Raw genomic sequence first — 12,079 nt, forward strand, 5'->3', positions numbered from 1 at the left:
CCCCCCACTCCCCCCACTCCCCCTGCTTCTTTTAACTCCTACTTACACTGTTAACTATGACTCCTCACAAAAGTGATATTAAAGATACTTCTTCACAAACAAAAATCTGGAGTAGTTGGCAGGAAAATTTAGTTTTAATAACTATTGCCCTGTGTTTAGCACTTCTAATTCGGACATTTATTGCTGAACCACGCCTGATTCCCTCAGAATCAATGTATCCTACCTTGCACACAGGCGATCGCTTAGTTGTAGAAAAAGTATCATACCGCCTTCATCCTCCCAAAATCGGCGATATCATCGTTTTTAACTCACCACCAGAACTACAAAGACGTGGATATTCTCAAAACCAAGCCTTTATCAAACGAGTAATTGGTGAACCAGGCGCAATAATTAGTATCGCCCAAGGCAAAGTTTACCTCAACGGTACAGCCTTAACAGAAGACTACATTGCCGAACCACCAAACAGCCCATTTCCAGAAATCAAAGTCCCAGAAGGCGCATTTTTCGTCATGGGAGACAATCGGAATGATAGTAATGATTCTCGCTATTGGGGTTTTGTCCCCAGTCAAAACGTCATCGGTCGCGCCACGTTCCGCTTTTGGCCTCTGGACCGCATCGGCTTAATTTAGTCCACTGACCACTGACCACTGACAAAGGGCGCAGGCCCTGCGCCCCTACGAAAAGCGTAAATAATACATCAATTGAGCGATCGCATCCCCAGATAATTCTAAACGTTGTTGAAAATCTGCTAAACTCCGGTAAGAACCAGCAGCCGTACGGTTTTCCACAACTATCTGTGCTAAAGATAAATCTATAAAAGGGATTTTGGCAAGACTTTCTACCGAAGCAGTATTAGGATTAATCGGCTGAGGTTTATCCAGGGAATTCTGATCATAATAATTAAAATTCAGCAAAGGTTTTAATGGTTCTAACCGTTGTACTGGCAAACCCAAAGCCGCCGCCACATCTTCAATACAGTAGAATACCACACCAGCGCGAGAAAGTTCCACAAGCGATCGCCCTTGGTGAATTGACAACCCAGGTAAACGCAGCCAATCATCCACAGTCGCCTGATTAGCATCAACACCCAAACCCAACTCAGCCGCCATTTGCACCTCTTCCCAGGACTGCAAACGATAATAGGGATCATTCATCAACTTAGCGCGAAGCCTTTGCAATTTCAGATTTAAAGGTAGCCACTTACTCATTCTTAACCTGATCCTTTTACCAATCACGTGACATACTCCACACACTCCCTTTCAGGTGAGTGTGGGCTTCTCAACGACTCCTAATCCGGACATTGATTGAGCTTTAAGACCGTGTGTCCCACGGTTCTTGATGTTTATAGCCGCATTTATATCCCTGCACAAACTCGTATGACATACAAGACAATTGTGCATTCTTTGGGATAGCGGCTTTTTAACTTTGTTACCACAGATAGAACATTCTTGGCTCGTGCCGTTGGGATTTACAGCTATCACTTTCAAACCAGCATTTTCGGCTTTGTTTGAAAGTATGGTGATGAACTGTCCCCAACCAGCATCATTAACACTTTTAGCCAATCTTGTTCTAGTAAGTCCTTTTATGTTCAACTTTTCCACAGCAATAACATCGGACTTTTTGAGGAGATTATTTGCTGTTTTAAAGTGAAAATCTTTGCGGGTATCTGATACTTTCTTGTGTTGAATACCCAGTTTTTTAATAGCTTTTTTACGACGATTAGATCCTTTTTTCCTACGAGAGACGCGACGCTGTGCAGATTTTAATTTGCGTTCAGCTTTACGTAAAAACTTAGGAGATGCAATTCTTTCGTCGTCTGAGGTGACAATAAAATCAATTAGTCCGACATCAATACCAACAATATTATTAGCATTAAAATCGGGTTTCACCACTGGAACTGTTTTATCATCAAGGCTTAGAGTGACATAATACCCGTCCGCTTTTTTAGTGACAGACACAGTTTTAATATCAAATCCATCGGGTATTTGACGATGAACAATTACCTTTATATCTCCTATTTTTGACAGTGTAATCTTATTGTTAACAAAGTGATGTTGCTTGAATTGAGGAAACGTAAATGTTTTGTATTGCCCCGCACCTTTAAATCTAGGTCTGCCAGATTTTTTGCCGTTACTATCACCTTTCAACCATCTATCAAAAGCTAATTCAACTTTTTTAGAAACTTCCTGTAGCACTTGAGAATGGATTTCTTTGTACCAAGGACGGTCTTTTTTAAGTTGAGTCAATGATGCTTTTTGACTGTAATAATTAGGTTGTTCTTTTAATTCTGGTAAATGACAAACAACAAGAGAACATCTATTAATAGGAGAACGGTTTTGTTCATACCAATTAAACCGTTGAGCCAGCAAATAATTGTATTGATAACGCAATTTTTCTAGCGTTTCATCAATCTTTTTTGCTTGCTCTTTTGTCGGTTTCATTCGGTATTGGTATGATATCCGCACCTGCTTATTGCCTTTTCCTGATGTTGGTGTTACTATTTCAGTATACACCAATTAAGTAGGTGAACAGAAAAATTTAAAGGTATGTGAAGAAAAGTAAAATCACTCAAAACTCTCTTCCTGTTCCCAGTTAAGAGTTCCCTGTTAAGAGTTAAGAGTTCCCTGTTCCCTTCTCTCAACTTCTCACTTTAGCATAACAAGTAATGAAGAACCATAAATAATCTTAAATCAGTTTCTTCCAGGAAATTACGCCAAGAGTTCTCAGAACATTTAGCAAAAATTTACTGGAAAGATGTTTTTTGGAACGGGTCTTATTTTGTTGCTAGTTGTGGCGGGGTAACTATCTCAACATTACGAAAATATATTGAAAACCAAAATTCACCGGAAGAATAAGAAAGTGTTCATTTCCGACCTGTTCCCTTCCTTCGTGCTACGCACATTAGTCAGGGAACTGTCGTCGACTCACGCGCCATTCATCCCACGCTCCTAAGAGTGAGACGTGGGGCTTCTGTCGGGATAGCTAAATCTGATCCAACATCTGACGACGTTTTTGCTCAAACTCATACTCAGAAATTAATCCATCTTGACGGAGTGCTTCTAACTCACGCAAAGCATTAGCAACCGATTCCACTTGATTACCAACTGGTGGTGGTACTCTCGTTACCGACTCACCCAAATTAAAATATCGATCAAAAGTTTCTTCCTCTTGAGTTAAATACCAAACCCCTTCAATAGCACAAGCCACCTTGGGAATAGGTGTCCAAGACAACAAAACATATAGAATTCCCCAAAGTGGCTGTCCCAAGTAAAATTTATGTAAACCCGAAACCGTTAATGTGCCGGAAAATGCTAGAATAGCAGCAATAGTACGGCTTTTTCGTTTAGTGAATATCATTTTATCTATAACCGTTCTACTCAATTCGTCAACTAATGGGTCAAGTTACATAGATTAGTAGTAGGTTTGGTTGAGGTACGTATCCCTGACGGGAAGCGTTAGCCATGACCCAACAAATACGTCGGGTTGCGCTGTTGCTTCATCCAACCTACAAAAAATAATCTCCGCGTCTTTAGACCGGAGAGTGTCAACGAACTCTATACTTGAAGTCAAGTAGTGAAATTCGGGTAAAAACCCCTACTTTAACCGAAGTAGTTTCCCCAGATGAATCTTCTACAATAAAATAAGACATAGAGGCAAAATTCGGAGCTACTCAACTAATAGCATTAAGTTAAAGAAAAGCAAAATGGGATTCTTCGACTCTGAAATAGTGCAGCAAGAAGCCAAGCAATTGTTTGAAGACTATCAAGCACTGGTTCAACTTGGCAACAACTACGGCAAATTTGACCGCGAGGGCAAGAAGCTGTTTATTGAGCAAATGGAATCCATGATGGATAGATACCGCGTCTTCATGAAGCGTTTCGAGCTATCAGAGGATTTCATGGCACAAATGACCATGCAGCAACTAAAAACTCAACTAGGTCAGTTTGGCGTAACTCCACAACAAATGTTTGAGCAAATGAACGTGACCTTAGAAAGGATGAAAGCGGAATTGGAAAAAACAAAATGACTGAGAACTGGAAGCAGTGACAGTAGGGGAGGATAGAGAACTTTTGACTGTTCCCTGTTCCCTGTTCCCTGTTCCCTGTTCCCTGTTCCCTCTTAATTTGATTTAGGACGTGGAAACTGAGAAGTAGACTTAAACTTTTCTACAGGTACACCCTTGAGCGCCTTTGTCATAAAGTCCCGCCATATAGGGGCTACCATGACCCCACCAGTTGCTCCACGTGCCAGTTGTTTGCTATCGTCTCTCCCTACCCACACAGCAGTAGTTAACTGCGGTACAGTACCGATAAACCAAATATCCTTTTCTGAGGATGTAGTTCCTGTCTTACCAGCAGCAGGGCGACCTATTGCAGCATTTTTACCTGTACCTTCAGTCATTACTGAAGTCATAATATCAATAGTAGCTGCTGAAGCCCAAGGATCTAAAACTTGTTTTGGTTTGGGTGTATTATCGAGAATCACATTACCAGCACTATCGGTAATACGAACAATTACTGTGGGTGGTGACTGCCAACCATAATTAGCCAATGTAGCATAAGCACTAGTCATTTCTAAGGGAGTAACACCAATAGCTCCCAAAGGTAGAGAAGTAACTGGTTCCATTGGACTCATAATGCCCAAATTCCGGCAGGTTTCAATGACTTTATTCATCCCCACCGTTTTACCAAGTTTAATCACCGGAATGTTGCGAGACTGGGCAAGGGCTGTGCGAATTGACATTGCTCCAGCGAAACTACCATCGTAGTTTTTTGGATAGTACCGACCATTACCATCTTGATAACTAACTGGAGCATCTATGACTGTGGTATCAGGTGTATATTTACCAGTAGCAAAGGCGGCATAATAAACAAAAGGTTTAAAAGCCGAACCTGGTTGGCGTTGGGCTTGGGTGGCTCGGTTAAATTCACTGAGTTTATAATCTACACCACCGACAAGGGCTTTCACGAAGTGAGTGCGAGGGTCAATTGACACTAGCGCCATTTGATTCTTAGATAACCCTTGGGACTGAAGCTTTTCGTGCCATTCTTTGACGGTTTCTTCAGCCATTGTTTGGAATTTAGCATCAACAGTGGTTTGGACGCGCATTCCGCCTTTAAGCAAGGAATCACGACCAAATTTCTTCGCCAGCTCTTGAGCTACAGTATTGGTGATGTAAGGTGAGGCACTACCCTGAAAAGACCTGATCTTACCCAGTTTAATTGGTTGTTTCAGGGCATCATCATATTCTTTTTTGGTGATCCAATTTAACTCTACCATCCGCCCCAGAACTTCTTTTTGTTTCTGTTTGGCAAGTTTCATACTCGCAAAAGGGCTAAACTCTTCTGGAGCTTGGATTAAACCTGCCATCATAGCTGATTCACCCAAAGTTAAATATTCTGCTGATTTATTAAAATAACTGCGGGCTGCTGTTTGCACACCGTAATTGTTATGACCCCAATAAACTTGATTGAGGTACATTTCTAGAATTTCGTCTTTACTGAGGATTTGCTCTAAACGAATTGCTAGGACAGCTTCTGCCAATTTCCGCGTAAAAGCCCGTTTTTGAGATAAAAATAGGTTTTTAACTAATTGCATGGTGATGGTAGAACCACCTTCTTTCACACCTCCCGCTACCATATTAACTACTATGGCACGACCAACACCAGTGGGGTTAATCCCATGATGATCGTAAAAGTGACCATCTTCACTGGCTAAGACGGCGCGTTTGAGGTTGGGGGAAACTTTATTGAGGGGTACTACTTCTCGGTTAGCTTCCCCGTGGATACCAGTTAAAAGTTTGCCTTTTATATCGTATATGTAAGTTGTTTCCGAGGGGAAAAAGTTTTTTATTTGTCTAACATCTGGTAAATTACGGAAACTAATGGCTAAACCTACTAGTGTTCCCGCAACAATAGAGCTTGTTAGGAGTGTTATGGATAGCAAAGTACCGCCAGTTATCTGACCTACTCCCTTAAAGAACTCAAATCCAGATGAAGCCTGCTCTTGTGGTTGTTTGTTTGCAAAAGTCCTAGACGACACGGCGATCTCACTTCCTCACTTGTAAATTTAAATGTAATTCATTAAATGGAAAAAGGCAGTTAATTTTTTGCAATTATAGTAATCTGGCAGAAGAAAGGACAAATAATTGGTTTGTGAACATAATAAACTTAACTTTTAGTGTGGAAAGTATAGTTAATAGTGAATTTCTTAGTATGACGCAAAATTTCTCTTGGTTGCATCGTGGTGTGGCAGAAATTTTTCCGCAACCCCATGTTGGTGATAATGATACGGAAAGTTTGGAAAAGCGATTACTCAATTCTGACCGCCCTTTAAGAATTAAACTGGGTATTGACCCTACGGGAGCGGATATTCATTTTGGTCACAGCATACCTGTACGAAAGTTACGGGCGTTTCAAGATGCTGGTCACACAGCAGTTCTCATTATTGGTGATTTTACAGCCCGTATTGGTGATCCTACTGGTAAATCTGAGGTGCGTCGTCAGTTGACAGAAGCTGATGTAGCACAAAATGCCCAAACTTATCTTGACCAAGTCCGTCCTATTTTAGATTTTGATACCCCCGGTAGACTTGAGGTACGTTATAACTCAGAATGGCTTTCTCGTCTAGATTTGGGGAAAACTTTGGAGTTACTTTCAACGATGACCGTAGGACAGATGTTAGCCAAGGAAGGTTTTGCGGAACGTTATAAACAAGAGAGTCCGATTTTTCTTCATGAGTTCCTGTATCCACTGATGCAAGGTTATGATTCTGTGGCTGTGGAGGCTGATGTAGAATTGGGAGGGACTGATCAAAAATTTAACATTGCTGTGGGACGAGATTTACAACGCCATTTTGGTCTGAAGCCTCAGTTTGGATTGTTATTGCCAATTCTTATTGGTACTGATGGTGTCCAAAAGATGTCTAAGTCTTTAGGTAATTATGTGGGGTTGGGGGAACATCCTTCCCAAAAGTATCAAAAATTTCAAGGTGTACCGGATAATTTACTGTCACAGTATTTTGAATTGCTGACGGATTTACCTTTGGATAGTTTGCCAGAAAACCCGCGCCACGCCCAAGAATTTTTAGCTTGGGAAATTGTCTGTCAGTATCATGGTGAACAGGTGGCTAATGAGGCGAAGGAAGCTGCGAAAAGTGGTGGTAAGGAGGGAACGTTACCGGAATTTTCTCTGGCTGCTATTCCTCAATTTCCTGCTAAATTAGCTTTTATTCTTGGTGCTACCGGTTTATGTAAAAGCGGTGGCGAAGGAAAACGCAAAATCCAAGAAGGTGGTGTGCGCCTAGATGGAAATAAAATTACTGATATTGATACCTCTTTTTCACAACCTAGCGAATTAAACGGTAAAGTTTTACAAGTTGGTAAAAATAAGTTTGTGCGTTTAGTGGCAGGATAGGGAACAGAGAACAGGTGACAGGTGACAGGTGACAGGTGACAGGTGACAGGTGACAGGTGACAGGTGACAGGTGACAGGTGACAGGTGACAGGTGACAGGTGACAGGTGACAGGTGACAGGTGACAGGTGACAGGTGACAGAAAGAAGATGCTTCCCAATGACCAATGACCAATGACCAATGACAACTGACAAAATTATTGTTCCTTTAGATGTACCAGATTTAGATAGTGCGATCGCTCTTGTTGATAAACTTCCTCAAGTCACTTTCTGGAAAGTTGGTTTGGAGTTGTTTACTAGCACAGGTCCCAAGATTCTGGATATCCTCAAATCTCAAGAAAAGCGGATTTTCCTCGATTTGAAATTTCACGATATCCCCAATACTGTTGCTGGTGCTTGTCGGGCTGCGGCTAGTTATGGGGTGGATTTATTGACAATTCACGCAACTTGTGGTAAAGATGCTTTAAAAGCGGCGGCGGAAGCTGTGCAAATTGGGGCGGAAAAAGCGGGAACAAAACCACCGAAATTAATCGCTATTACGTTGTTAACCAGTATTTCGGCGCGACAATTGGCGTTTGATTTAAAAATTCCCCTCGAATTGCCAGAATTTGCTTTAGAAATGGCACTATTGGCTCAAAATTCTGGTTTAAATGGGGTCGTTTGTTCTCCCCAAGAGGTCCAACAATTAAGAACAAGTTGTGAAAAGGATTTTTTACTGGTTTGTCCAGGAATACGACCAATTTGGGCTGAGAAAGGAGATCAAAAGCGATCGCTCACTCCCTCCCAAGCTATCACAGCCGGTGCAGATTATCTAGTTATCGGTCGTCCCATTACGGCGGCGGCTGAACCTGAGTTAGCCTGGAATCAGATTGTTGAGGAGTTAAAAACAGTGTGATGAACAAAGGAGTCTGTAGGGGGTAGAAACGGTTTAGTAATGCTCAATAGACACGCCAGGGAATAAATTCCCTGTCTCATAGCTCAAGTCCGTTAAAACGGACTAATAAATTTTCCAAATATTTAGTCATCAAAAGACAACTTTCGCTATTAGCAAGGAACTTGAGTTCCTTGCGGGATATAGATTTTACTTTCAGTTGACACTAATGAGCAATGCTAGACCCTCAAAAAACGGTATATTTCTCCACTGCTTTGTGGTTTTCGTGGTTGATAATCTGTAGTTATTTTCACTACCCAGTAATTGCTAAAAATATTCCTTCTCAACCTATAAATCCCGAAATTAGTAATTCCTGTTCTGAGCAAAGGTTGGAAACTTTAACAACGCAGATGATGCTGGATTTACCTAGCTATACTAACCGGGTGATTCAACGTTCTCGTCGTCTTAAACGGAGTGTTGATACTTTTTCCTATATATTGGCTGCGGGTAAACCAGAGTTTAAATCTTTACCATTAAATCCAGGTATTGATAATGGAGACAAGTATAATATGGAGGGTGTAAGACAGGTTTTTTTTACTACATTAGAACGGAAATATATTCATAAAAAAGCTGTAGAATTACAAGAATTCCATCGGCTATTTTTAACAAAAACTAATATTGGCTGGACTGTGGTAATGATGTTTTCCCAAACTAGTAGTTATCCAGTCAAACCACCTATTGCACCACCCAGGGATAGTAGTAATAGTGCGATCGCTCAAAGTGTTAAACTGTGGTTACGAGATTGTCAAACAATTGACACAGGAAAATTCAGGAGTAGGGGCGCAGGGCTTGCGCCCAATCAGGATTCAGGCGTTTGATGTGTAGGGATTTAGCAGTGCTTATTGGTGTCAACTTAAGCTAAATCCCTACCGATAGGATAAAGAATCTCAGCGGCTTTAGCCGCTGAGATTGTTAAAGAGTTTGGAAATACTTCTCCAAAGCCTCATGTACCAAATCAGTCATCGGTCGTTCTTGTTTTTCCGCCGTTTCCTTGAGTTGAGCGTAAAAATCATCCCGCAGACTGACACGGTGACGGGATTTACCACTGCTGGTAGAGTCTCCTGGGGTGTATTCAGCCACAAATTCCCGAATCGCATCAAAACCCAATCTGTCGCAAAAATCCCCAAAACTTTCTTTTGGTGTGCGGAACTTTTTAAAGAAGACAAAAATCGGTTCTAGGAAACTTTCAATATCATCATGGTGCAATTTTTCTGTAAAAGGTTGTGCTAACCGGGTTTGATGTGGTGAACCACCCAACCAAACTTGATAGGATTCTGGCGCACTACCCACTAAACCCAATTCTGCCATATAAGGACGAGCGCAACCGTTAGGGCAACCAGTCATTCTGACCACAAAATGTTGATTTTGTAACCCCAGTTTATCTAATAAAGCCCTAATTCTCTCTAAAATACCCGGTATTGCTCGTTCTGATTCCGTGATTGCTAAACCACAGGTAGGTAAAGCCGGACAAGCCATAGCATAGCGGGTTAATGGTGCTATTTGATCAGGGTCAGCAACAACGCCGCAGTTATCCAAAATCTCTTGAATGGCTGCTTTGTCTTCTGGTGCGATGTCGTAAAACAGCAGGTTTTGATTACCTGTGAGGCGAATTGGCAGGTTAAATTGTTCAACAATTGTCCGCAGGGCGGTTTTGAGTTGAAATGTGCCATCATCTTTGACACGCCCGTTATCAATAGAAATACCTAAGAAGAGTTTACCGTCTCCTTGTTCATTCCAGCCCAAAAAGTCCTTATATTTAAACTGGATTAGGGGTTTAAATGGTTCGAGTTTTTTGCCAAGGTATTCTTCTACTTGAGTGCGGAATTTATCTACACCCCAATCATTAATTAAGTATTTTAATCTCGCGTGTCGTCTGTCGGTGCGATCGCCATAATCTCGTTGTGTCGCAACTATAGCTTTTACAAGATTATATACATCAGCTTTGGCTACATAACCGATAGGATCAGCCGCTCTAGCAAAGGTTTCTTCCTTATTATGAGTTCTCCCCAAACCACCACCGGCAAAAATATTAAATCCTGCTAATGTGCCTTTTTTATTGGTAATCACTACCAAAGTCAAATCTTGGGAATATAAATCAACAGAATTATCTCCCGGAACTGTGACGCAAATTTTAAATTTGCGAGGCATATAGTGAGTTCCATAGATAGGTTCTACGGAATCATGAACAATAGTACCATTACCGTTGCTGTGTCGGGCTGCTTTAACATCTGGATGTTCTTCGGCGCTAACGGCTTTTTCCCCGTCTAACCAAATTTCGTAATAAGCACCGGTTTGGGGAGAAAGTAAATCAGCGATATTTTGGGCATATTCCCAAGCATACTGATATTCTGAGCGATTTTTAAAGGGGGCTGGCGGAGCCATGACGTTGCGGTTAATGTCACCACAAGCGCCCAAAGTTGAACCGAGATTTTCGACAATTGTAGCGATCGCCGCTTTCAGGTTCTTTTTCAGGATACCATGTAGTTGAAAGCCTTGGCGAGTAGTAGCTCTGAGGGTATGATTACCATATTCATCAGCCAATTTATCCAAAGCCAAATATAGCTCTGGGGGTACTAACCCGCCGGGATTTTTTGTCCGCAGCATCATTTGGTAATCTTTTTCCTGACCCTTGACGCGGTTATCACGGTTATCCTGTTGATAAGAACCGTGAAACTTGAGAATCTGAATTGCGTCTTCAGTAAAGTGGGTGGTGTCTTGGAGGATTTCCGTCGCCACAGGTTCACGCAAAAAATTACTATTTTCTTTGATACCTTCAACTTTAGAAGGCTTACGATTAGTTACAGGAGAAGCAGCAGAGTTAACCATTACAGTAGATACTTGTGTCAAAAAATAAGGCGTAAGTTGAAGCAGGTAAAAGGGGTAAGAGACGGATGCAAACCCCGAAAAATCGGTCGGAATTATGAATAATATTTTAATTTTAACATGGTGAGAGGCCAGCTTGATTCATGATGTAGCTTATCATTTTAGTTGACACTGAGATTAATATTTAATATACTCATACCATAACACGCTGGTATCGAGTGTCAACGTCCTTGATATTCCCTCCTATGCTGTCAGAAACTGCTCTAACAATGGGAAATAGAAGGTTTCGGCGTTGATTTTGGGATTGTGGATGAAGTGGTTTAAGCGCTCCACGTGGCTGCGGGCTTTGCAGTATCAATGACTCAAATAGGGCAACCAATGACTTAGACAGGCACTCTGAGCTTGTAAAACTGCCGCTACATTTTCACATAGGGACTTCCAATTAAAAAAATCCCCAAAAGTTTCTTGTGGTGCGGGCATACTATGGCTAACGCCACGCTACGCGAACGACAAGCTCAGCACAAGTCTTGCCCGCTAATTACCAAGGACAGGCAGGATGCCCATCCCACAAAATTGGGTAATTTATTTTTTGGTAATCCCATAATACCTGAAAGATGTCTTTGGTCTTGGGGATGAATTCATTGACTTACTTGCGCTTATTACAAAATTTTAATAAATCCCATACCACATTGTAGAAAATGATCATCTTGAGTCAGAATATATTGAATTTTTAATTGTTCCATAATTATCATAGAAGTTAAATCTGTAAATGATATATAAGGTTTATCGTTTAATTTTTTTCTTAATTCATAAGCTAGTTGAAATTTATCAGTTGTCACCTGTTCAATTTGCAAATTACCTAATTCGGCGGATTGCATGATACCTTCAATAAAAGTTGTAGCCTCCTGAAAGT

At 41.3% G+C, this 12,079-nt stretch carries 12 protein-coding genes and 2 pseudogenes; 6 read left to right on the forward strand and 8 right to left on the reverse strand.

Annotation, left to right across the window (positions count from 1 at the left end):
• The first annotated feature begins 56 nt into the window (after positions 1-56).
• A complete protein-coding gene (gene lepB, locus IQ228_RS11025; RefSeq protein WP_027401287.1) occupies positions 57-629 on the forward strand; it encodes a signal peptidase I in 573 nt (190 codons plus the stop codon).
• Between the two features lie 45 nt (positions 630-674).
• On the opposite strand, the gene IQ228_RS11030 is transcribed toward lepB, so the two are convergent.
• Positions 675-1,208, reverse strand: coding sequence for a ComEA family DNA-binding protein (locus IQ228_RS11030; protein WP_193962861.1), 534 nt, complete (start codon positions 1,206-1,208; stop codon positions 675-677).
• A 51-nt stretch (positions 1,209-1,259) separates the two neighbouring features.
• Positions 1,260-2,465: an RNA-guided endonuclease TnpB family protein gene (locus tag IQ228_RS11035; RefSeq protein WP_193962866.1), complete on the reverse strand. Its 1,206-nt coding sequence runs from the start codon at positions 2,463-2,465 to the stop codon at positions 1,260-1,262.
• Between the two features lie 210 nt (positions 2,466-2,675).
• Between IQ228_RS11035 and IQ228_RS11040 the strand changes: the two genes are divergently transcribed.
• Positions 2,676-2,855, forward strand: a complete 180-nt coding sequence (locus tag IQ228_RS11040; protein ID WP_236630546.1) for a transposase — start codon at positions 2,676-2,678, stop codon at positions 2,853-2,855.
• Positions 2,856-2,982: 127 nt separating this feature from the next.
• Here the strand turns inward: IQ228_RS11040 and IQ228_RS11045 are convergent, their stop codons facing one another.
• Complete coding sequence (locus IQ228_RS11045; RefSeq protein WP_027401284.1) at positions 2,983-3,354, reverse strand: NINE protein; 372 nt, start codon at positions 3,352-3,354, stop codon at positions 2,983-2,985.
• 349 nt (positions 3,355-3,703) lie between these two features.
• On the opposite strand from IQ228_RS11045, the gene IQ228_RS11050 reads away from it, so the two are divergent.
• The gene (locus tag IQ228_RS11050; protein ID WP_027401283.1) at positions 3,704-4,027 is read left to right on the forward strand and encodes a DUF1825 family protein; all 324 of its coding nucleotides are present in this window, start codon (positions 3,704-3,706) and stop codon (positions 4,025-4,027) included.
• A gap of 92 nt (positions 4,028-4,119) precedes the next feature.
• Here the strand turns inward: IQ228_RS11050 and IQ228_RS11055 are convergent, their stop codons facing one another.
• Positions 4,120-6,042, reverse strand: coding sequence for a transglycosylase domain-containing protein (locus tag IQ228_RS11055; protein WP_193962862.1), 1,923 nt, complete (start codon positions 6,040-6,042; stop codon positions 4,120-4,122).
• Between the two features lie 173 nt (positions 6,043-6,215).
• Between IQ228_RS11055 and tyrS the strand changes: the two genes are divergently transcribed.
• A complete protein-coding gene (tyrS, locus tag IQ228_RS11060; protein WP_027401281.1) occupies positions 6,216-7,415 on the forward strand; it encodes a tyrosine--tRNA ligase in 1,200 nt (399 codons plus the stop codon).
• Here the strand turns inward: tyrS and IQ228_RS11065 are convergent.
• Positions 7,401-7,607 (reverse strand): hypothetical protein, encoded by a 207-nt coding sequence (locus IQ228_RS11065; protein WP_193962863.1) that lies wholly within the window; start codon positions 7,605-7,607, stop codon positions 7,401-7,403. The two genes, tyrS and IQ228_RS11065, sit on opposite strands and share 15 nt — an antisense overlap.
• Here IQ228_RS11065 and pyrF point away from each other — a divergent pair.
• Positions 7,594-8,307: an orotidine-5'-phosphate decarboxylase gene (gene pyrF / locus IQ228_RS11070; protein WP_193962864.1), complete on the forward strand. Its 714-nt coding sequence runs from the start codon at positions 7,594-7,596 to the stop codon at positions 8,305-8,307. The two genes, IQ228_RS11065 and pyrF, sit on opposite strands and share 14 nt — an antisense overlap.
• A 212-nt stretch (positions 8,308-8,519) precedes the next feature.
• Positions 8,520-9,161, forward strand: a complete 642-nt coding sequence (locus IQ228_RS11075; RefSeq protein ID WP_228043807.1) for a hypothetical protein — start codon at positions 8,520-8,522, stop codon at positions 9,159-9,161.
• A gap of 94 nt (positions 9,162-9,255) precedes the next feature.
• Here the strand turns inward: IQ228_RS11075 and sir are convergent, their stop codons facing one another.
• The 3 genes and pseudogenes from sir to IQ228_RS11085 all read right to left on the reverse strand — a co-directional run.
• Complete coding sequence (gene sir, locus IQ228_RS11080; RefSeq protein ID WP_027401279.1) at positions 9,256-11,169, reverse strand: sulfite reductase, ferredoxin dependent; 1,914 nt, start codon at positions 11,167-11,169, stop codon at positions 9,256-9,258.
• A 243-nt stretch (positions 11,170-11,412) separates the two neighbouring features.
• A pseudogene (locus IQ228_RS26585) lies at positions 11,413-11,592 on the reverse strand (IS4 family transposase); the annotation flags it as partial.
• Between the two features lie 233 nt (positions 11,593-11,825).
• Positions 11,826-12,079, reverse strand: a pseudogene (locus tag IQ228_RS11085) (hypothetical protein); the annotation flags it as partial.

This window comes from Dolichospermum sp. LEGE 00246 (assembly GCF_015207865.1).
In the GTDB taxonomy this organism is placed as follows: Bacteria; Cyanobacteriota; Cyanobacteriia; order Cyanobacteriales; family Nostocaceae; genus Dolichospermum; species Dolichospermum heterosporum.